Source organism: Lacrimispora sp. (assembly GCF_032078915.1).
Lineage (GTDB): Bacteria > Bacillota > Clostridia > Lachnospirales > Lachnospiraceae > Lacrimispora.
Map to the genome: position 1 here is coordinate 41,847 of NZ_DAMAUN010000028.1, position 20,900 is coordinate 62,746.

Here is a 20,900-nt window from a genome sequence, read left to right on the forward strand (position 1 = left end):
GGTGAAAACAATGAGCAGAAAAAAAATAAACGACCTGGCCATAACCGTGATATCCTTTTTGTTTTTTGGCTTCGGGATATCGCTGCAGCTAAAGGCAGCTATCGGGCAAAGCGTCTTAAATGCATTGGCAGTAACATTATCTTACACCATTCAAATGAAGGTTGGTACCATACTCAATGGGATCAATACGCTGTTCTTCATTTCCTATTTACTTTTAAGACGTACCCGTTTAGACTACAAGGATGGGATACAGATTATAGCAACCATTGCAAACGGATACATCATCAACCTGTTTCTGTATCACTTACTTTCTATTTTTACCGTGGAAAGCTATTTTTACAGAGTCCTGCTTTATTTAATCGGTATTATAATTGCTTCCATCAGCCTGGGGGCCGTTCTTGCAATCGGAATCGTAAAATTCCCTCTGGAAAGTATGTGCCTTATCATTAGTGAAGCATATAAAAAAAAGTTCACCGCTGTCCGTATGAGCTTTGATGTGATATTCTTAATCATCACTTTATGCCTGACCTTATTTTCACATACCCCTCTGCAAATAAGGGAAGGAACCGTTATCAGCATTCTTCTCCTGGCACCGCTGCTGGGGATCTGTTATGATTTTTTCAAAAAACATTTAACTAAGGAGGAATAAATACATGTACCAGATTTATTTACTGGATATAGACAATACCCTGCTGGATTTTGATGCTGCCGAAAAGCAGGGCTTTATAAAGATGATCCAATCCTATGATTTGGAATACCATGATGAAATGCTGTCCCATTATAAGAAAATGAACCGGCATTTATGGGATTTATTAGAGCAGGGAAAGATAGGAAGAGAAGAGCTTCTTAATACCCGCTTTCATGAATTCTTCCGCCTTTATGACATGGAAATTAACGGAGAAGAGGCGGAAGGGCGTTACCGTGGGCATCTTGGCAGCAACTCCGATTTAATCCCTGGCGCCAAGGAAACCCTGATCAAGTTAAATGAGCGGGGGAAACATTTATACACCGCATCAAACGGTGTTTATTCCACCCAGATCCAGCGTCTTAAAAACGCCGGCATCTTTCATCTTTTCGAAGGAATGTTCATATCGGAAAAAGTGGGTTATGAAAAGCCATCCCTTCATTTTTTCCAGCACTGTTTTAAAAATATCCCAAACTTTGAAAAGGATAAGACCATCATGGTAGGAGACAGCTTATCCTCTGACATTCAGGGTGCAGTAGGTGCAAGCATTGATTCCTGTCTTTTCAGCCCCTCCCCAGAGCCCCTGCCAACAGCAGCAACCCATACCATTCATGATATTACCGAATTGTTAAACTTTTAACTTTTTCTATTCCATCATTGCCCGGCAGCTTCCGCTGCCGGGCTTTCTGGTCAATCGGATATTCTAAATCCCTTTCATGAACTTTGACGGCGATTTCAAGGTGTACTTCTTAAATACCGCACAAAAATGTTTATAATCCGTAAATCCCGTTGCATCGGAAACCTCGCCGATCCGGTATTGCTCGGTATTTAACAGAACAATGGCCTGGGAAATCCGGTACTTGTTTAAAAAATCCAGGAAGGTCTGTCCGGTCACCTCTTTGAACTTCCTGCTTAAATAGCTGGCGCTTACTCCCAGCTTATCTGATATGGATTCCACGCTCAGCTTATCCCCATACCCTGACTTGATCTCCTGGATCGCCTTTGATACATACTTGTTTTCTGAAAGATCCAGCTGCATATAATATTCCAGGTTCATGATCCCTGCGTCTGATTCCGCCTGCTCCATCACATACTCCACCTGGCGGCTGTTTGCGATTTCCTCTCCCAGCCTTTTCATAAGGACCGCAAGCTTTTCTTCATCCACCGGCTTTAGCAGGTATTCACTGACCCCGGCGGATATGGCCCTTCTTGCATATTCAAATTCCGCATAGCTTGTCAGAAGGATGCTTTTAAACTTCACGCTCTTAGAGGCTTCCTTTATCATTTCAATCCCGTCCATAAACGGCATGCAGATATCTGCAACGACCACATCCGGCTTGTGCTCAAGGATCTTTAAAAGCCCCTCCTGTCCATTTGCCGCCTCAGCCACCACCACACAGTCCATACCCATCCAATCCATGGTATAGATCAGTCCCTTGCGGATAATATCCTCATCTTCCGCTATCATCACCCGTAACATTATATACTTCCTCCCTTTGTGCCGGAAGGGTCACCACCAGCGTTGTGCCAAGCCCTTCTGCACTGCGTATCTCCACTCCATAAGGCCTTCCGTAAAGGATCCTGCACCGTCTGTGGATATTATAAAGCCCGGAATGCCGTTTGTTGTTTTCTTCCTGCTCCAATAAGGCCTGAATGTCACTTAAAACCCCTGGAGTCATCCCGATCCCGTCATCCCTGCAGATCATGATCAGCCGGTCTTCGTGAATATAGGCCTTAAGCTCCACCCTTAAATTTTCCTGGTTGCCAAACCCGTATTTAACGGAATTTTCGATCATGGGCTGCAGCACCAGCCTGGGGATCCGGCAGGATAGAACCTCTTCCTCCACGTCAATCACATAGGTAAACCGGCGGTTGAACCGGTATTTTAAGATTGTTAAATAATTCTCCAGGTGCTCTAAATCCTCTTCCAGGGTAACTTCCGTCCTGCTGCCATCCAGGCTGTAACGAAGCAGGTTAGACAGGCTGAACACCATCTTCCCGGCTGTCTCCGGCTGGATAATGCACATATACCGGATATTTTCCAGAGTATTAAATAAAAAATGGGGATTAAACTGGGTTTCCAGCTGCTTATTCTGGGAAGCTGCCACCAGCTCCGTCATCTTTCTGTTATTCTCCATCTGCAGCTTTAAACTGGCAATGGTTTCCCGGTAGGCATCAGCTATGATCCGGAATTCATTTTCACTTTCTATCTCTATGGAAGCGTCTAAATTCCCATCTCTGGCTTTTTCCATGACATGAAGAAGACGGTAAAAATCCCTGGTCTTCCGTTCCGTCACCTTCTTCGTACTGATCAGCACCCATATGGTCATCAGCACAAGAGCCGTAATGATGAGCGCACTGCTAAGCCCCAGGGAAAACACGATATTCTGGATATCCGTCACAGAATAAATTAAAAACATGTTACGGTATGCCGGATGAACGGATATGAGAAACATCTTCTTTTCATAAGGCAGATACTCACCTGCCGTCTCAAGCACCTTTAACACCTGGCTGCTGCTGCTCACCAAATAATAATTGCTGCTTAAATAAACCCAGCCAAACCGGTCTGCAATGATGGTTTGGCTTTCTGACCGGTCAAGCGCCGGCTTAAACTGGCTGCTGTTAATGGTGAAGATTAAGTATCCCGCCTTTTTATCTCCCCGCATCACTGCCATGCCCATGGCAATATCCCGGTCCGGGCCTTTCCAGGCTTCCATTAAGCGAACTCTGGTCTCCCCCGGATTCTCATCCATGGCTCCAAACAAGCCCCAGCGGATATCCTCCCTGCCTGATAAGTAATCCGGGATATCCTTTCTTGTGGATAACAGCACCCGCTTCTCACCGTCAAAAACATACAGATCCGCCTTATATCCCAACTGGTCGGACATCCCGTAAAATTGCTCAAACACGGCCATCCGTCCGGCTGCACCGGAATCCCTGTCAAAAAGCAGGTCAGAAACCGAAAGCACATCAAGCTTCTCCTCATACCCTGTAAGAACTTTTTCCAGTTCCTCCGCCACGAAAGCATTGTGGGACTCATTCCCGCTTTTTTTCCCATAGAGCAGGACCGCAAGAAAAACCAGGGTACAGATCAGGGTAAAACCTACTGCCGGAATGATGGCATATCCCATGATCAGGCGGCGCAGCTCATCTTTGAAATATCGTCCCTTTTTCATGCTCCCTCCCTATTCTAATTCAGGGTGCTTTGAAAAACCTCTGAAAAGCGTCTCAGCCATTCTATTTTGTTCTCCTTTACCACGCCTTCCTCGTCATAAATGATGTGGATCGCCTGTTTATCCAGCAGATACTCCGGTTCATTTACATCCGTCCTCACGGAACGCCTTCCAAGACTTTCAGAAATAACCGTCTGGGCATCCTTACCCGTTACAAAATCCACAAATTGTTTTGCTGACTCCATGTGGCCGGACCCCTTGATGATGCATACCACATCCGGCTTGGATATAACACCCTCCTTCATATACACCACACTGACCGGATATCCGGAGGCAATGTAGTGGGCTGCCCCCTCTTCAAAGGTAAGTCCCACTGTATAGCGCCCCTCAGCCACTCCCTGATATACTTCAGAGGAGCTTTGCAGAAGCTTTCCATCCAGGTTTTTACAAAAGGCTTCCACATAATCCCAGCCGGCCTCCGGTTCTCCTCCTCCCATCGCATAAAGCATATTGATCAGATGCTCAAATGCTGAGGAAGAGGTAGAAGGATCGCACATGGCAATCTTTCCGAAAAGCTCAGGCTTAAGAAGGTCCCCATACCCTTCAATGGCAATATCTCCGGCCAGATTGGCATTCACCATAAGAAGGCTTGGAACATCAGTAAACCGGGTCATGTTTCCTTCCCTATTCCTGAAATCTTCCTGGATCATGGATTCATTTTTGCTGATATAAGGCTCAAACAGCTCACTTTTAGCCATGGTGGTAGACAGGGAGCCCCCCCAGAAGATATCACATCTGGGTTCCTTCCTGTTCTCCACCATGTTTAACAGTTCTCCTGTCCCTCCCGTACATACCTCCACCTTAATCCCTGTCTGTTCCTCAAATTCCGATACAATGGGATTGATAAATTCCAGCGGATGAGGACAGTACACCACCAGTTCCTCATCCTTATGAAACTCTGCGGGCACCATCCGGGAACTGCGGTCGCAGCCTGCCAGACAGCCAATGCACAGAAGGGCCGCAGCACATACCATCCAGCCTTTCATCGTCCCTGTTTCCTGCCCTTCAAACTTATTATTATTATTCTAACACAGTGCTACAGGATGTAAACACCCTTTGGATCAAAATCCAGATAAGCTTTTTCACCCACTTCATAGATTCTCCGGTTGACCGGATTATAATCCGTAATCTGGATTTCCATGTCTCCCACCATGATCTGATAGTACTGATAAGACCCCATGAAGGTGGATAAGGTGACCAGTCCCTCTAAAATCCCCTGCTCCGCCAGGATCGCTCCCTCCGGCCGGATCACCAAAGTCGCTTCATCTCCGGAATGGGCCCCTGCAAAATTGTTTACTTCAAACTCTTTGCCTGCCACCGAAATCATGGCTTTTTCTCCTTCTTCCGACAAAACCTTTGCCTTTAAGAAGTTGGCTTCTCCGATAAAATCAGCCACAAACCTGGAGGCGGGATGATAATAGATCTCCCTTGGGCTTCCAATCTGCTCCACCTTGCCTTTGCTCATGATGATGATCTTATCGGAAATGCTCATGGCCTCGGACTGGTCGTGGGTCACATAGATTGCCGTAATTCCCACCTTCTGCTGTATCTTTCGGATCTCAGTCCTCATGGTCACCCTCAGCTTTGCATCTAAGTTGCTTAAAGGTTCGTCAAAAAGAAGGACTCCCGGTTCAATGACCAGGGCTCTGGCTAATGCCACCCGCTGCTGCTGCCCGCCGGAGAGCTGGTTTGTCATGCGGGTCTCCATCCCTTCCATTTCCACCAACTTTAATATATTCATGACCCGTTCCCTGATCTCCTCCTTTGGAACCTTCCTGATCTTAAGACCGTAGGCCACGTTGTCAAACACGTTATAATGAGGCAGAAGGGCATAGCTCTGGAACACCATAGCCGTATCCCTTTTATTGGGAGTCAAATGGTTGATTGCCTCTCCTCCCAGATAGATTTCCCCTTCATCCGGACTTTCAAAGCCCGCGATCATACGAAGGGTCGTCGTCTTGCCGCAGCCCGACGGTCCCAACAGGGTAACAAAGGTTCCCGGCTCAATATCCAGAGAGGTATCCTTTACTGCATAAAACTCCTTGCCTGTCTTTGGATCCATGTATATTTTTGAAATGCGTTCCAACCGTACGCCTTTTTTCTGTTTTTCCATGTTATATTCCTCCTGTTTCTTCTTTCCTGCCCACGCTTTTTGACATAAAGGTATACCCGCAGGGTATTAAAACTTAATCCTGTACTTCTTTCACGGCTCTGCTGACACCGAAGAACTTCATCATAGCATTCATAATGAGAACCGCACCATAAGTAATGAGAATCAATACGGTTGCATAAGCACAGGCCACACCGTAATTTCCCTTTTCCGCCTGCTCATTGATCTGGCAGGTGATTAGCAGAAAATCTGGCGTCACCAGCAGGATAATGGCGGAAATGGCGGTAATGCTGCGGACAAAGGCCGTTACCAGACCGCTGAAAAAAGAATCCTTGATAAGAGGAAGGGTCACGGACATAAACACCCTGGCAGAATTGGCTCCCATGTCATAAGCAGATTCCTCTATGGATTTATCAATCTGGCGCAGGGCAGATATCCCGCTTCTGGTTCCGGTGGGAAGGCTGCGGACGATAAATACAATGATCAGAATAAGCCCAGTCCCATAAAGGCCGCTCATAAATCCGGAACGGAACAATCCGTTTGCATAGCCCCTGATATATCCAATACCAAGAACCGTTCCCGGTACAGCCATGGCAAGCATGGAAACAAACTCAATAAATCCCTTTGCCTTAAACCGCTTCTTGACCACAAGATAAGAAATGACCATGGAAAGAAATGCCGTGAGAGGCGCAGCGATTAAAGACAGCACAAAGGAGTCCTTAAATGCCTTGATTCCGCTGGTTTTAAACATATATTGAAACCACTTAAGGCTTAAACTGTAGTCCCTTCCCCAGAGGGTAAACAGGGCTCCAAAGGGAACCATGATGTACATCAGCAGGACAAAAGCCGCAACAATTCCGCAGAAACAAGTCAGAGGGACGGTCACACTCTTATCCTCAATGAGCATTCTCATGCGGGAAGCCTTTCCCGTCAAAGTAGCTGCTGTTTTCTTTTCCAGATAATACTTCTGTATCAGGAACAGCACAACCGTCAGGGACAACAGAACAACTGACATGGCTGCCGCGCCTGTGGAGTCATAAGCTCCTGTCACCTGTAAGTAAATGGTGGTAGCCAAAGTATCATAAGACCCGCCGATCAGCATGGGATTTGCAAAATCCGCTACAGACTCGATAAAGGTCACCAGAAACGCATTGCCAAGTCCCGGAAGCAAAAGTGGAAAAGTAACACTGGAAAACACCTTCCACCTGGAGGCCCCCATATCCCTGGTTGCCTCCTCCAGAGAAGGATCTATATTTTTCAAAAGCCCTTTTAGCATTAAGTAGCATACCGGAAAAAAGGTCAGAGTCTGGACAATGGCAATTCCCTTAAGCCCATAGACATTAGAATCATATATGTGAAGCAGGGACCTGCTGATCAGGCCGCTCCTTCCAAAAAGCATGATCATGGACAAAGACAGAACAAATGGCGGTGATACCACCGGAAGCATGGAAACAAGCCCAAAGAGCTTTTCCAAGACCTTAGTTTTCAGCTTCACATAGACCTCGACATAAGCAAACAGCAATCCGATGGCCGTAGAAGCGGTCCCTGTGATAAATCCAAGAACCAGGGTATTCTTAAAAGCATTCTGGAAACGTTCCAGATTTAAAACCCTCCGAAACACTTGAAGTGTGACAGAACCCTCCGCATAAAAGCTGTCTATCAACAGCATAAACAGAGGATAAAGAATAAACAGCGCAAGAAAAATAAGCAAAACTGCAATCATGCTGACCAAAATCGGGTCAGAAAAGAATTTTTTGCGCTCCAGCTGGTTACTCTGCAAGCTGGCCATAATAGTCCTCCTTTCGTCATTCCAGGCAGGAGTCCTGACTCCAATGATGTAAAAATGCTGCGTAATGGCCTTTTACGCATTACGCAGCATCTTCCTTCCTACAGCCGGACGTTTATTTCCTGCCTCAGTCTCCTTACTGTGTCAGGAAACGGTCGGCATCTGCCTTGTCCGCAGAGCTTCCCAAGGCTTCAAAGAAATCTTCCACATATTTCGCACTGTTTTCTTTTGCATCTTCAAAATCATAATCAATGGTATTGTTCATATCCAGGCCAAAGCGTACAGCCTCTTCCGGCTGTGTTGCGTTCTTTAATACCAGGAACTGGTAAGCACCGTTTTCCTTTGCAAGATCCACACACTCTGGTGACAGGGCATATTCGATCCACAGCTTCGCTGCATTTGGATGGGAAGCACCCTTAAAGATCGCAGTTGCTCCTACCTCAAAGGATGTTCCGTCCTCAGGAACAATCAGCTGAATGTTATCATATCCCTGAAGAATCTGATAAATCCCGTCATGAAGGAAACCGACACCAATGACACATTCCCCAGGTCCAACCATCTTAGATGGGCCGGAACCTGATTTTGTATACTGTGCAATGTTCTTGTCCAGCTTTTTAAAATACTCCATAGCAGCATCATGGCCCTTCATCTGTACCATGGTATTGATCACCAGCTTAGCCGTACCTGCTGTATTAGGATTGGAAAGCATGATAAGTCCCTTATACTCTTCTTTTGTCAGATCATCCCAGGTTTTGGGAGCCTCTAATCCAAGTCTGTTTAATTCTTCCGTGTTCACCATGAAGCCCAGAATACCCTTATAAATACCATACCAGCTATTCGTAGGATCCTTATACTGGTCACCTATAAGATTCTTGGCATTCATCGCATCATAAGGCATTAAAATCCCAGCTGCAACCGCTTCATTATAGGGGTCAGTCGTTCCGCCGAACCATACATCAGCAGAAGGCTTTCCTCCCTCCTCAGAAACCTTGGTATAAACCTCTGAGGTTGAAAGTCTCTGGAACTTTGTCTTAATGCCATAGGTCTTTTCAAAATACTGGCATACCGCAGCCAAATGCTCCTCTTCGCAGGAGCCATAGACAGTTAATTCCCCTTCCGCCTGAGCTGCCTTGATCAGTTCCGATAAATCTCCATCTTCCCCTGAATCCTTTTTCTCTTCTCCTGCAGCAGCCGTTGCTCCTTCAGCCGTTGTCTGTGTCTCCGCTGCTGTCTCTGCTTTTGTAGCTGCCGCCTCCTGTTTGGAACCGCATGCGGTCAGACTGAGAGCCGCTGTAAGCGCCAGCAAAAATGCCGTTCTTTTTTTCATAATAGATATCCCTCCGTTTTTTTCTGTTACCTTATATTAACAAAAAAATCCAAAAGCAGATACCGAAAAATCAGTAATAATGTCGTGATTTTTGAACTTATCCAAACCTTTTTTAGTAAAAATACACACTGATTCTTTATTTTAAAAATCTTCCTTCCAACGCTAAAAACTGATCCAGGATCATCCGGCTGACCCTGGCCCCGAACACAGTGGCCGGGTGGGCCGGATAATACATGGCATCAGAAAATTCCTTGTGGAACATGACGATGGCATAAGGCCCATAGGGAGTAAACACCAGGCCGCCGTCATTTCTGCAGGCATCCATGCTTCCGCTTTTAGAGGCAACGGAAATCAGGATGTCATCCGTATTATCGCTGTCCATATAGAACGGGGGGAAATCCTTAGTGATCATGCTGTTGTAATGCTGCTTTTTTAAGATATCCAGCATCTTTTCATCCGCCCAAGGACTGATAAGCTCTCCCTTTGCCAGCCGGATAAAAATGCTGGCATAATCTCCCGGCGTACTGGACCCAAGCCTGTCGTACTGCTCAAAGTGAATGGGATTGTACAGCACCGTATCCTTGCAGCCAAGGGCTTTGATGCATTGGTTAATCCTATCCAGCCCCAGGTAGTCTATCATCATATTGGTCGCAATATTATCACTTACAATGATCATAAGGGTTGCCGCATCCTTTACCCTGAGCATTGCACCCGGCTCCAGAGCCGGAAGCACACCGCTTCCGTCCACCACATGTTCTTCCTTGTACTCGATCATGTCCTCAAGGCTTTTGTTTCCCTTTTCCACCTCATCAAACAGACATGCCAGTATATAGGTCTTTATGGTGCTTGCTGTCTCAAATGCCTCATCTGCGTGAATGGCAATTACATTACCATGGAAATCATCCAGATAAATCCCCATTTTCCCGTCATAGCTCATGATCTCCGCTTCAATTCTTTTCTCTAATGTCAATCTGGAATCCATTTTATCCGGCCTTTCTCTTAACTTATAAAATAATGAGTTTACATCAATGTGGCTGTGCCAAAAATACTCCCTGACGCATACCAGCTTTCTGCAAGATCTGCCCGATAGTCCTCTGCCTGAGGATTTAGGCTGTTGATCACCACACCGCCGCTGCCGATTTTTCCCGTAGAATGGATATAAGCACCATTTCCCATATACATGCCGATATGTCCCGGAAAATACATAAGGTCCCCGGGAAGCATCTCATCCTTTGGAATCTCATGTACCGGAAATCCCGGTTCTATCCTGGCATCCCGGTAGATAAAAATTCCGTTTAAAAGATAGCTTTCCGAAGTAAGCCCGGAACAGTCGATGCCTGCGCTAGATCTTCCTCCCCAGCGATACTGGGTCTCCAGATACTGCTTTGCCGTTTCTACCACCGACTTACGGAATGATGCTTCATCCACAATTTCCTTTTGTGGAAGCTTCCCCGTCCACAGACCTGACTGGGAAAATTCCTTTTTCCTTAAAAACTGGTTTCTCATATAGCCCACTCGCCCATCGAGAAGCTCAACCTTGGCCCAGCCTTCAGTTTCTGAGTCAAAGGAAAGTACCCTGATAAGAGAACCACGGAACAGGCTTAAAAGGCGCACTCCCTGAACCATTGGGAGAGAAAGAATGTCCACGTAAATTCCATCTGTAACCATAAGTCCGCACTCTTCCCAGCATTTCAGCTCATCCAGACTCACCAGCTCCATTTCCTCTTTCCTGATAAAGCCGAAATAGCCGTAAAATGTCCTCACCGGGTAAAATCCCCGCTCCTCCGCCCCGGTTATCGTAAGCCCCATTCCATACAGCCCTTCATCCGAAATGGCCGACACTGTCTCTCCAAGGCTGTTCTCTTTTATCTCCGACCTGCCTTCCCAAATAGTAGCCACCGGTATCTTTATAATCCCATAAGATTCCATTGCCATCTCCTCCTGTTCTTCCTGCTATATTCCTTCCGGCACTTTTTATACCGCTTCATGACAATTCAAACGGTTTTCCTGTTTTCATCAAACCGCCGGACACTGTATTTTTCATTATTATATGGTCAGATATCCGGAATGTCAATGATACCAAAAAATTAAAACTCCTACCCGTAAAGATTGCTGACATAAGAAGGCAAATAGAGCGGTGAAGACTCGCTCCACCGCTCCTGCATATTATACTTATATTGTATACTGTGTCATTTGTGCTTTATCGGCGCTAAAAGATCAAGCTGCTTTTGTCCACCCTCCACGCGTTCCGATATAAAGGTCTCAAAGTCCATGCAGCATTCTTCCAGCCATTGAAGTGAAAAATCGGGCTTTTTGCAGCTGCATCTTAGAAAGGAAACTAGAGTCAGAGGTTCCTAATTGACAATTCTATGGAAATGTAGAAACACTTCCTATGCTCGCTATTACACTTTTGATTAAAAAAACACCGTCACCTCAATAAAATGAAGTTTCCGATGTTTTTTCTTATGCCGCCGCCCGCTAACAGGCAGCTTTTATCACTCACTCTTTATACAATCTTTTATATTCTTCCGCTTCCTTCCGGTTTGCCAATACAAAATGTTCTGGCCTTATTTCCCTCCAGGAAGGCTTTTCCCATGAATAATCGTGGGCCGAAGGATCATAAACCAAAAGCTTTTTCTCCTTTTCATGCTTTGGATCCGGCATGGGTATTGCGGAGAGCAGCGCCCTTGTATAGGGATGAAGGGCATGGGTGATCAGTTCCTCTGTTTCCGCCATTTCCACAATCTCACCTTTACGGATCACAGCGATCCGGTCCGTGATAAATCTCATGACCGATAAGTCGTGGGCAATAAAAAGATAAGTGATCTGTCGTTTCTTCTTCATATCTCCAAGGAGATTTAGTACCTGGGCCCGGACGGACACATCAAGAGCAGATATCGGTTCATCGGCAATGATAAAATCCGGATTCATAATAAGGGATCTGGCAATTCCGATTCTCTGCCTCTGACCCCCGGAAAACTCATGAGGGAAACGGCTTGCAAATTCCGGAAGAAGTCCCACATCAAGAAGGGCCTGGTCTACCCGTTTTTTCCGTTCCCTTTCCCCCAGTCCCTTTTCCATGTTCATCAGTCCTTCGCTGATGATATAATCCACCTTGGCCCTTTCATTTAAGGAAGCCTGGGGATCCTGAAAGATCATCTGTATTTCCTTAATGACCTTCCGGTCCAGCTCCACAGGGATTCTCCCATTGATCTTATCACCTTTATAAAGAATATCTCCTCCGCAGCTAGGAACGATCCTCATGATCGCACGGCCAATGGTGGTTTTCCCTGACCCGGACTCCCCCACCAGCCCAAAGGTTTCTCCTTTGTATATTTTAAAGCTTACCTTCTTTACCGCCTCATATTTCTTTCTGCGCTCTCCAAAGGTCACATCCAGATCTCTTACATCTAACAGTACTTCACGTTCCATCAAAGCAGCCCTCCATTCCTGATTTTGCTGACCACAGGCGGCGGGTCCACCTTAGGTGCCCTGGGATCTAACAGCCAGGTCTTCGCTTTATGGGTAGGCGATACCTCAAAATAAGGAGGTCTTTTCACAAAATCGATTTTAAGAGCCTGAGGATTGCGGGGAGCAAAGGCATCCCCCTTTATCTCCGCATAAAGATTGGGAGGCGTGCCTGGAATGGAAAACAGATCCGTCCCCTTTACCCCCACCTGAGGCAGGGAAGAAAGCAAAGCCCAGGTATAAGGATGCCTTGCATCATAAAAAATATCTTCACAGGTGCCGATCTCCACAATATCCCCTGCATACATAACCGCCACCCTGTCTGCGATGTTAGCCACCACTCCTAAGTCATGGGTGATCAAAATTACTGAAAGCCTGTATTTATGCCGCAGTTCCTTAATTAAGTCCAGGATCTGGGCCTGTATGGTCACATCAAGAGCCGTAGTCGGCTCATCACAAATAAGGATCTGGGGATTACAGGCTATGGCAATGGCGATCACCACCCGTTGGCGCATCCCCCCGGAAAACTCATGAGGATACTGGTCAAACCTTTTTTCCGGATCCTGAATTCCCACATCCATTAAATATTTTAGCGTCCGCTTCTTTGCTTCTGAATGCCCCACCTTCTGATGAAGCAGCACTGCTTCCATGATCTGAACTCCAATGGTTTTTAAGGGGCTTAAGCTGGTCATGGGATCCTGCATGATCATCGCAATCTCATGCCCCCGTATCTTAAGCCAGTCCTTCTCTCTCTTAACGGCTGTTAATTCAACGTTCTCCCGGTCATCTGCCCCGGAATAAACAACACTTCCGCCATCTACATACCCATTTTTCTCCAAAAGTCCCATAAAGGATTTGGTAAAAACAGACTTTCCGCTTCCCGATTCCCCTACAATAGCCAGAATCTCTCCCTTATATAAATCAAGGGAAATCCCGCGTATGGCATGAAGGACTTTTCCCCTCAGTTCAAATTTGATGTCCAGATCGTTTACCTCTAAAATCTTTTCCTGGTTCATGCTGTCTCTCCTTACATGTGATTCTTGGGATCAGCGGCATCCGAAAAGGCATTGCCGATGATATAAAACGATATGGTAACAAAGGAAAGGATGATTGTGGGGTAAACCAGCTGATAGCGCAAAGCCGGGCTGGTAATCAACGCCCGCCCTTCGTTGATTAAATTGCCTAAGCTTGGAATATTTACCGGAAGCCCCAAACCAATGTAAGTAATGAATACCTCGTTGCCGATGGCAGCCGGAATGGTAAGTGCCATGCGAAGCATGATCACTGACACCAGATAAGGAAGAAGATTCTTTACAATGATCCTGCTGACAGGTGTACCAAGACAGCGGCTGGCAACATTATAATCCCTGTCCCTGATAATGAGAATCTGGTTCCTGATAAACCTGGCCATCTGGATCCATCCGGTCAGGCACATGGCAAATACCAGAGTTTTCACACTGGGCTTTAATATATAAGAAATAAGGATCAGAACAATGGTATTGGGAATGTTGTCAATGATATTGTAAATTTCTGTAAGGATGAAATCTGCTTTTCTCACATATCCCCAGATCACCCCAACAGATATGCCTATGACCGCTTCCGCAAGAGCCACAGACAATCCGATGATCAGAGAAGTCCTTGTCCCTGCCCAGATCCTCGCCCATAAATCCTGTCCAATAGAATTGGTCCCCAGAATAAATTCTTTTCCAGGAGGAATGTTGCGAAACTGCATCCCGTTTGCATCGTTGATGATCATGTTTGGATCATACTGCCCCGGCAGATAGGGCTGTAAAAAGGTGAATGCCAGTAGAAGGATCAAAAGCACCAGAAGGACAAAGGCCCCCCTGTTCTTTAAAAAGGCGCGGAAGGTGCTGTACCAGTAGGAATAATTGCTGTACCCGGTTTTCTCCGCTTCCTCCTGGTTAAAGCCTGCAAAGGAAAACAGCTCTGCTTCCTCCATATTTTCCATGAATTCCGATTCCTTTGTATGGCGGTAAGAAAACTGTTTCATCATCTGTCACCTTCCTTCTTTCCCAGACTGATCCTTGGATCCAGCATTACCATCAGCAAGTCACCCAGCAAAAGTCCCAGAACGCCTACACAGGCATAGAGCAGAACAATGCCCTGAACCATGGTATTATCATGCTTTTTGATCACCGTAACCAGAAGCCCTCCCATTCCCGGGATGCTGTACAGGGATTCAATATAAATGGAGCCGATCACTGTGTTTAAAAATGCGGTGGGGATATACTGAGCCAATGGAACAAATGCATTGCGGAAGATATGTTTGAACATAACTCCTCCCTCTGACATCCCCTTTGCTTTGGCTAACTTCACATAATCCTTATTGCTTTCATCCACCATATACCGTCTCAGCCACATGCCGTAAAAGGCCATATTTCCAAGGGACATGGACACGACCGGAAGAATCCAGTATTTGGGATCATCGATCTGGAAAAGCAACCCGACTCCCACCAACCTGGTTCCATAAAGCTGAATATAGAGAAAATAAACCGCTGCAGGAACTGCCTGGATACAAACAATGAACAAGGTTCCGATCCTGTCGAACCACCTGTATTTATACCGCGCCATCAAGGCTCCCATAGGAAGTCCCACAAGAAGAGATACGGCCATGGACCAGGCACCCAGCTTCACGGAAACAGGCACCTTGTCCGCCAGAATATCAGATACGGGAACATTGGAACGATAAATCCTGGACACGCCTAAATCCCCGTGAAGAAGGTCTTTAAAAAAATGGATCACCTGGACCGGAAGAGGATCCGTAAGTCCCATTTCCTTTAAGCCCACCTGGATCTGCTGAGGCGTCATCTTGTCAAAGTTCTGGAAATATCCCTCAATGGGCATAAGGCGAAGCAAACAGAACACCACGGTCAGAATGATGATCAGCGTAAGAAATGAACGTGCGATTCTTTTACCTAAATACTTTAACATCAGTTTCTCGGCTCCTTTGTGTTTTCTTTTAAAAATACTCTCTGAACAAGACGGGCCCTACGGCACATCCGTTTCAGACGGTATTTTTCCGCCGGACCATAAGCTTTACCGCCAATGGCCCGGCGCATATACCTGCCGTTTATTTCTCGTTCGCTTCCCTGTTGGCCTTAAACTCATCCATGGAAACGTAATGGTCCAGAAGATGCTGACCCTTATATCTTAAGTTTGATACACCAAAGGGTGCATACTGGCCTTCAAATACATCCAGTTTGTCAGCTACATATCTGCTCACCGAAATACTAAGGGGCAGAACAAATGCATGGTTGATCAGGCTGGCTTCCGCTTTGGCAAATGCCTCATAACGGTCATTGATATCCACCTTTAAATCCTTGGCTGCCTCCACCAGAGAAAAGTACTCCACTGCCGCATCTGCGGAAGAAGTTCCTTCTTCAATGGCTTTTGCAATATTTCCGTATTTATATCCAAGGTCATATCCATCCTCACCCTTTGACTGGTAGAACGGGTCGGTCCAGGTTTCCGGGTCCGCATAATCAGCGCCCCAGTTACATTTCATCAATGCAAACTTGCCGTTTCGGCGCACTTCCGTTAAGAATCCATCCGCAGGGCCGGCCTCCACAATGATATCAATGAAATCCGTGCCAAGCAGACTTTCCATCTGCTGCTCCACTACCTGGCATTCTTTATCCCAGTTGATTTCAGAAGGATTATAAGGCATCAGAACCTTTATAGGGAACGTAACGCCTTCAGCAGTCAGCTCTTCCTTCGCCAGATCACGGTATTCTTTTGCTTTTGTCTCATCAAAGGTCTGATTTAGGGACTCCATATCGCCGACCGTTGTATAATCCGCCCCATCCGCATTGAATGTAAAATTGGGCGGTGTAATGGAATTGATTACAAAATCGTCAGGAGTACCCGGTTCCAGAACAGATACCTCTTTTGTCTTATTTAAACCTGCAAACAGTGCCTTGCGGAAATTTTCATTATTTACAGCTTTTTTCCAGTTATCCGGCTCATACTGAGCATCAAACTGCGGGTTAAAATTAAAGCAGTAGAAATAAGAATAGCTGGTCTTTGGCCGCTCACGGCTGATCAAATTCTTAGTATCCTCTCCTTTTAGCCAATCATCCAGGATATCAGAGGAGATTTCTGCATAATCAACCTCTCCGCGTTTTACCATCTCAGGCCCAATGGTATTGTATTCTGCATTATAAATTCTCTGAATTTCATCGAGATAAACGATATTTGCATCATAATTTAAAGGGTTCTTCTTATAAACCTGTTTTTCCTGGGGAGAAAATTCTTCCAGATAGAAAGCACCGTTGTAATACATCTTATCTGCGCCTGTACCAAAATCTTTTCCCAATTCCGTAAGCTGCGGGCCGTAAGCCGGCATATATACTACATAGGCCGTGGAAGAAAGAAAATATGGAACCTCTTTTTCTAAAGTATAAGTAAGGGTCTGGTCATCAACTGCCTTTACTCCTACCTCTGAAAAATCAATAGGATCCCAGACCTTCCCGTCCTTATCTGCCCCGCCTTTATATGCCAATCCATTATAATATTTCTCCGCATTCGCAATGACTCCAAAGAGGTTCTGTACGTTTGCACTTTCATACTCAGGGGTCAGCTCATATTTCATGGCATCAACAAAATCCTGGGCCGTCACGTCTGCAACCTCGGCGCCGGTATTGTCCACCCACTTGGCTTCACGTAGCTTAAAGGTCCATGTCAAAGAAGCTTCATCATAACTCCATTCCGTAGAAAGTCCGGGTTTAATCTGCCCCTTATTGTCATATTCAATTAAGGTGTCAACGCAGTTTGCCGCAGGTCTTTGGTCTTCCGTTGATGCGGAAACAAGATAATTTAAAGTTGTAACCTCTGAGCCATATAATCTGGTATACACAGCCGCCTTTCCGCTCTCAGCCGCCCCACTTTCATTCCCTGCTGCCTGGGAACCATCTACTGTGTTTTTTTTCCCGCCACAGCCGCTTAGTGCCGTGGAAGCAGCAAGAACTGCGCATAGGATCGCAGCCATTAATCTTCTTTTCTTCATAAATTCTCCTCCATTTTTCTAATATTTCTAACCCATCGGGGATTAGTATCCTATCATCCTATCACTCACCAAATGCAGGAACCTTAATAATTCCCATTCCAGGATCTTCATTCATAAAAATCTTAGGCCCTTTAAAAACAGGCCCTCCAGTATAAGGATCCTCCCTGCAAAGAGATGGTCCATCTAAGTCGGCCCGGGTAATGATCCCCTTTCCCGCCGCCAGATGAGCCGCCGCGCTGACCGCGATCTTGCTTTCCAGCATACATCCGATCATACACTCCATCCCAAAGCTCTCTGCAATGGCACAGATCTTTAAGGCTTCATAAATGCCCCCTGTCTTCATAAGCTTTATATTAATCAGATCCGCTGCCCGTTCCCTGATAATATGTATGGCATCCTCAGATGAAAAAACGCTCTCATCTGCCAGAATAGGTGTATACACCCGGCTGGTCACAAACTTCATCCCCTCAAAGTCATGGGCATTAACCGGCTGCTCCACCAGATCCATGACAATTCCCTTATCTTCCAACGTCCGGATGATCTTTACTGCCTCCTTGGCAGACCACCCCTGATTTGCATCAATGCGAAGCTTGATATCCGGCCCTACTGCCTGACGAATGGCCTGAATCCGCTCCACATCCATTTTGCTCTCTTTTCCCACTTTGATTTTCAGGATACGAAAGCCCTGCGAAACCGCCTTTAGGCTGTCAACCACCATCTCCTCCACGCCATTGACGCTGATGGTCAGATCCGTTTCGATCTCCTTGCGCCCGCCTCCCAGAATCTTATATAAAGGTTTCCTGCATGACTTTGCAAAAAGGTCATAAACAGCCATGTCCACCGCAGCCTTTGCAGAACTGTTCTTCCGTATGCAGCCATGAAGCTTTTTCATGATCCCATCCAGGTTCTCAATCTCCATTCCAATAATGGCCGGAGCAATGAATTCCTCAATAGCGGAAAGGATGGAGCCATGGGTATCCCCGGTAATCACTGCCGTAGGAGGCGCCTCACCGAACCCCGTCTGACCGTCATCCGTTGTGATCCTCACCACAATATCATTGACGCTGTCAACCGTTCTTAACGCTGTTTTAAATGGTGTCACAAGAGGAATATTGACCTTTGCCGTTTCTATTTTTACAATCTTCATTGCTTTCCCCCAATTTCCTGATTCTCATGATTGACTTGCTTATATAATTCCAGGGAAACCTCAGCCATGACCCTTTCAAAAGCAGGGGTATCCGTCTCATTTCCGCAAAAGCAGACCAAAAACGGTTCTTTTCCATAAACAATCCCCACATCATGAGTGATCCCCGTATCTTCCCCTGTCTTGTGGGCAATTTCCGGACTCTCCCCAAGGGCCTGCAGATAAAATGGGATCTTACTGCAAAGCTGCTGATTTTTAAGAATGGAGATCATTGCTTCGCTGGATTGCCTGTCTATAAGAGTCCCGTTATATATCATTTTTAGAAGCCTGCCTGTTTCATAGGCAGTTATGTAATTCTGGATCCCGCGGCTTGACCTTTCTATATCATACATTTTTCTCTGAAGAAGTGTCTGCCTGAATCCAAGTCCCCGGATGGTCTCGTTGATTTCGTCTATTCCAAGAATATCGATCAGTATATTGGTGGCCGTATTATCACTGAAAATGATCATTAATGTGACCAGATCCAATCCTGTTACTAAAATCCCATCATGAAGGTAAGTAAGAGCGCCGCAGGAAGGAACGCAGTCTTCCCTTTTCACAGCAAACAGTTCATCCATCTGGAAGGATCCCTTTTTACTCTTTTCAAAGGCAGCCGCCATAACAAACAGCTTGATGACGCTTGCCGCCATCATGGGCTCTTGTTCGTGATATGCAAATCCTTTTCCTGTCTTCAAATCCTCATATAAAAAACTGATTTTTCCAGGGATCTGTTCCAGCTTCTTTATTATTTCATCTTTCATACCAATAAATAAACTCCCTGCCGGCCTGATTTGACGGCCTGATATAAAAAAAGAGGCACTGCACCTATTGTCTACAGCTACCTCATCGCACCTGATTCTATCTGCCTCAAAGCCTTAAGTTTAGTATAATAAATTCCGAAAAAAAATCAAGCGATAATTTGTATAAAAACAGACTTCCGCACTATCCGCCAAAACAAATATGAAAAAAGAACAGTTTTCGCAATATAATAAAACTGTTCTTCTCATGCGCCGGACAAGATTCGAACTCGCGGCCTTCTGGTCCGTAGCCAGACGCTCTATCCAGCTGAGCTACCAGCGCATTTCATGGTACATGGTTAATATACACCAATTTGCTAAATTTGTAAAGCGATGAATTGCCTTTTATACACAAAAAAGACACCCTTTTCAGGATGCCTTTTTTATAACCCTTGTAAACAAAGGTTTTCTGTACGTGCGTGAGAAGATTCGAACTCCCGACACCTTGGTCCGTAGCCAAGTGCTCTATCCAGCTGAGCTACACACACATATTCACTTAATTGCCTTATCAGGCAAATGCCGGCGACCGGAATCGAACCGGTACGGGAGGTAAGTCCCGCAGGATTTTAAGTCCTGTGCGTCTGCCAGTTCCGCCACGCCGGCATTCTCATGATTTGCGCGGGCAATGAACCAAGCGAACATGCTTACATGTTCAGTTGGCGACTGCCGCGACAACGAACGAAATTCGCAAAGCGTATTTCGTATCGCTCTCATGGAAATGGGACCTATAGGGCTCGAACCTATGACCCTCTGCTTGTAAGGCAGATGCTCTCCCAGCTGAGCTAAGATCCCATATACGATGCAATAAGTATTATACTACTTACCTGCTGGTTTGTAAAGCCTGTACTTTTCAGCACAGAACGACCCGGATGGGATTCGAACCCACGACCTCCGCCGTGACAGGGCGGCGCTCTAACCAGCTGAGCCACCAGGCCAGATTATCAAATATTTAGTTCAGTGTCAGTGGACCTTCGGGGACTCGAACCCGGGACCGACCGGTTATGAGCCGGTTGCTCTAACCAACTGAGCTAAAGGTCCTAAACATTATAATCTGCAAATGTATTAAATTTCTAAAAGCCGATGATCGGACTCGAACCGATAACCTGCTGATTACAAATCAGCTGCTCTGCCAATTGAGCCACATCGGCATTAAATGACCCCAACGAGATTCGAACTCGTGTTACCGCCGTGAAAGGGCGATGTCTTAACCGCTTGACCATGGGGCCAAAGCTCCCCGAGTAGGACTTGAACCTACGACCCAACGGTTAACAGCCGTTTGCTCTAC

The 20,900-nt window shown here is 46.0% G+C and carries 17 protein-coding genes and 8 tRNA genes; 2 read left to right on the forward strand and 23 right to left on the reverse strand.

Going from position 1 to position 20,900, the window contains the following annotated elements:
• Positions 1–10: 10 nt before the first annotated feature.
• The gene (locus RT269_RS12895; protein ID WP_313183155.1) at positions 11–649 is read left to right on the forward strand and encodes a YczE/YyaS/YitT family protein; all 639 of its coding nucleotides are present in this window, start codon (positions 11–13) and stop codon (positions 647–649) included.
• Between the two features lie 4 nt (positions 650–653).
• On the forward strand, positions 654–1,325 hold the full coding sequence (locus RT269_RS12900) for a YjjG family noncanonical pyrimidine nucleotidase (RefSeq protein WP_313183157.1): 672 nt from the start codon (positions 654–656) through the stop codon (positions 1,323–1,325).
• Between the two features lie 63 nt (positions 1,326–1,388).
• Here RT269_RS12900 and RT269_RS12905 read toward each other — a convergent pair whose 3' ends face one another.
• The 23 genes from RT269_RS12905 to RT269_RS13015 form a co-directional block, all read right to left on the reverse strand.
• A complete protein-coding gene (locus RT269_RS12905) occupies positions 1,389–2,165 on the reverse strand; it encodes a response regulator transcription factor (protein WP_313183158.1) in 777 nt (258 codons plus the stop codon).
• Complete coding sequence (locus RT269_RS12910) at positions 2,137–3,861, reverse strand: sensor histidine kinase (protein WP_313183159.1); 1,725 nt, start codon at positions 3,859–3,861, stop codon at positions 2,137–2,139. The genes RT269_RS12905 and RT269_RS12910 overlap by 29 nt, the downstream gene beginning before the upstream one ends.
• A 14-nt stretch (positions 3,862–3,875) precedes the next feature.
• On the reverse strand, positions 3,876–4,904 hold the full coding sequence (locus tag RT269_RS12915; protein ID WP_313183161.1) for an ABC transporter substrate-binding protein: 1,029 nt from the start codon (positions 4,902–4,904) through the stop codon (positions 3,876–3,878).
• Between the two features lie 50 nt (positions 4,905–4,954).
• A complete protein-coding gene (locus RT269_RS12920; protein WP_313183163.1) occupies positions 4,955–6,031 on the reverse strand; it encodes an ABC transporter ATP-binding protein in 1,077 nt (358 codons plus the stop codon).
• Positions 6,032–6,104: 73 nt separating this feature from the next.
• On the reverse strand, positions 6,105–7,817 hold the full coding sequence (locus tag RT269_RS12925) for an ABC transporter permease (protein WP_313183165.1): 1,713 nt from the start codon (positions 7,815–7,817) through the stop codon (positions 6,105–6,107).
• A gap of 133 nt (positions 7,818–7,950) precedes the next feature.
• Complete coding sequence (locus RT269_RS12930; RefSeq protein ID WP_313183167.1) at positions 7,951–9,141, reverse strand: ABC transporter substrate-binding protein; 1,191 nt, start codon at positions 9,139–9,141, stop codon at positions 7,951–7,953.
• 136 nt (positions 9,142–9,277) lie between these two features.
• Positions 9,278–10,123: a serine hydrolase gene (locus RT269_RS12935; protein WP_313183168.1), complete on the reverse strand. Its 846-nt coding sequence runs from the start codon at positions 10,121–10,123 to the stop codon at positions 9,278–9,280.
• Positions 10,124–10,161: 38 nt separating this feature from the next.
• Positions 10,162–11,070: a C40 family peptidase gene (locus tag RT269_RS12940; RefSeq protein WP_313183170.1), complete on the reverse strand. Its 909-nt coding sequence runs from the start codon at positions 11,068–11,070 to the stop codon at positions 10,162–10,164.
• Positions 11,071–11,640: 570 nt separating this feature from the next.
• On the reverse strand, positions 11,641–12,573 hold the full coding sequence (locus tag RT269_RS12945; RefSeq protein ID WP_313183171.1) for an ATP-binding cassette domain-containing protein: 933 nt from the start codon (positions 12,571–12,573) through the stop codon (positions 11,641–11,643).
• Positions 12,573–13,625 carry an ABC transporter ATP-binding protein gene (locus RT269_RS12950; RefSeq protein WP_313183173.1) on the reverse strand — a complete coding sequence of 351 codons (1,053 nt, stop codon included), beginning with the start codon at positions 13,623–13,625 and terminating at the stop codon, positions 12,573–12,575. The genes RT269_RS12945 and RT269_RS12950 overlap by 1 nt, the downstream gene beginning before the upstream one ends.
• A gap of 11 nt (positions 13,626–13,636) precedes the next feature.
• Positions 13,637–14,623 carry an ABC transporter permease gene (locus tag RT269_RS12955; protein WP_313183175.1) on the reverse strand — a complete coding sequence of 329 codons (987 nt, stop codon included), beginning with the start codon at positions 14,621–14,623 and terminating at the stop codon, positions 13,637–13,639.
• A complete protein-coding gene (locus tag RT269_RS12960; protein ID WP_313183177.1) occupies positions 14,620–15,561 on the reverse strand; it encodes an ABC transporter permease in 942 nt (313 codons plus the stop codon). The genes RT269_RS12955 and RT269_RS12960 overlap by 4 nt, the downstream gene beginning before the upstream one ends.
• 139 nt (positions 15,562–15,700) lie before the next feature.
• Positions 15,701–17,635 (reverse strand): peptide ABC transporter substrate-binding protein, encoded by a 1,935-nt coding sequence (locus tag RT269_RS12965; RefSeq protein ID WP_313183178.1) that lies wholly within the window; start codon positions 17,633–17,635, stop codon positions 15,701–15,703.
• Positions 17,636–17,696: 61 nt separating this feature from the next.
• Positions 17,697–18,782: a dipeptide epimerase gene (locus RT269_RS12970; protein WP_313183179.1), complete on the reverse strand. Its 1,086-nt coding sequence runs from the start codon at positions 18,780–18,782 to the stop codon at positions 17,697–17,699.
• Complete coding sequence (locus RT269_RS12975) at positions 18,779–19,579, reverse strand: serine hydrolase (RefSeq protein WP_313183181.1); 801 nt, start codon at positions 19,577–19,579, stop codon at positions 18,779–18,781. Before RT269_RS12975 ends, RT269_RS12970 begins: the two co-directional genes overlap by 4 nt.
• A gap of 245 nt (positions 19,580–19,824) precedes the next feature.
• Positions 19,825–19,898, reverse strand: a tRNA-Arg gene (locus RT269_RS12980).
• 131 nt (positions 19,899–20,029) lie between these two features.
• Positions 20,030–20,103, reverse strand: a tRNA-Arg gene (locus RT269_RS12985).
• 29 nt (positions 20,104–20,132) lie between these two features.
• Positions 20,133–20,218, reverse strand: a tRNA-Leu gene (locus tag RT269_RS12990).
• A 116-nt stretch (positions 20,219–20,334) separates the two neighbouring features.
• Positions 20,335–20,407, reverse strand: a tRNA-Val gene (locus RT269_RS12995).
• Positions 20,408–20,476: 69 nt separating this feature from the next.
• Positions 20,477–20,550: transfer RNA gene (locus tag RT269_RS13000), tRNA-Asp, on the reverse strand.
• A gap of 29 nt (positions 20,551–20,579) precedes the next feature.
• Positions 20,580–20,653: transfer RNA gene (locus tag RT269_RS13005), tRNA-Ile, on the reverse strand.
• Positions 20,654–20,690: 37 nt separating this feature from the next.
• Positions 20,691–20,763, reverse strand: a tRNA-Thr gene (locus RT269_RS13010).
• Positions 20,764–20,769: 6 nt separating this feature from the next.
• Positions 20,770–20,841 (reverse strand) — tRNA-Glu (locus RT269_RS13015).
• Between the last annotated feature and the right edge of the window lie 59 nt (positions 20,842–20,900).

Bases quoted from the DNA above. Each gene is read 5' to 3' on its own strand.
- RT269_RS12900 (WP_313183157.1), top strand. From the start codon at position 654: ATGTACCAGATTTATTTACTGGATATAGACAATACCCTGCTGGATTTT.
- RT269_RS12925 (WP_313183165.1), bottom strand. From the start codon at position 7,817: ATGGCCAGCTTGCAGAGTAACCAGCTGGAGCGCAAAAAATTCTTTTCT.
- RT269_RS12895 (WP_313183155.1), top strand. From the start codon at position 11: ATGAGCAGAAAAAAAATAAACGACCTGGCCATAACCGTGATATCCTTT.
- RT269_RS12915 (WP_313183161.1), bottom strand. From the start codon at position 4,904: ATGAAAGGCTGGATGGTATGTGCTGCGGCCCTTCTGTGCATTGGCTGT.
- RT269_RS12945 (WP_313183171.1), bottom strand. From the start codon at position 12,573: ATGGAACGTGAAGTACTGTTAGATGTAAGAGATCTGGATGTGACCTTT.
- RT269_RS12965 (WP_313183178.1), bottom strand. From the start codon at position 17,635: ATGAAGAAAAGAAGATTAATGGCTGCGATCCTATGCGCAGTTCTTGCT.
- RT269_RS12960 (WP_313183177.1), bottom strand. From the start codon at position 15,561: ATGTTAAAGTATTTAGGTAAAAGAATCGCACGTTCATTTCTTACGCTG.
- RT269_RS12905 (WP_313183158.1), bottom strand. From the start codon at position 2,165: ATGTTACGGGTGATGATAGCGGAAGATGAGGATATTATCCGCAAGGGA.
- RT269_RS12955 (WP_313183175.1), bottom strand. From the start codon at position 14,623: ATGATGAAACAGTTTTCTTACCGCCATACAAAGGAATCGGAATTCATG.
- RT269_RS12940 (WP_313183170.1), bottom strand. From the start codon at position 11,070: ATGGAATCTTATGGGATTATAAAGATACCGGTGGCTACTATTTGGGAA.
- RT269_RS12935 (WP_313183168.1), bottom strand. From the start codon at position 10,123: ATGGATTCCAGATTGACATTAGAGAAAAGAATTGAAGCGGAGATCATG.
- RT269_RS12975 (WP_313183181.1), bottom strand. From the start codon at position 19,579: ATGAAAGATGAAATAATAAAGAAGCTGGAACAGATCCCTGGAAAAATC.
- RT269_RS12950 (WP_313183173.1), bottom strand. From the start codon at position 13,625: ATGAACCAGGAAAAGATTTTAGAGGTAAACGATCTGGACATCAAATTT.
- RT269_RS12910 (WP_313183159.1), bottom strand. From the start codon at position 3,861: ATGAAAAAGGGACGATATTTCAAAGATGAGCTGCGCCGCCTGATCATG.
- RT269_RS12920 (WP_313183163.1), bottom strand. From the start codon at position 6,031: ATGGAAAAACAGAAAAAAGGCGTACGGTTGGAACGCATTTCAAAAATA.
- RT269_RS12930 (WP_313183167.1), bottom strand. From the start codon at position 9,141: ATGAAAAAAAGAACGGCATTTTTGCTGGCGCTTACAGCGGCTCTCAGT.
- RT269_RS12970 (WP_313183179.1), bottom strand. From the start codon at position 18,782: ATGAAGATTGTAAAAATAGAAACGGCAAAGGTCAATATTCCTCTTGTG.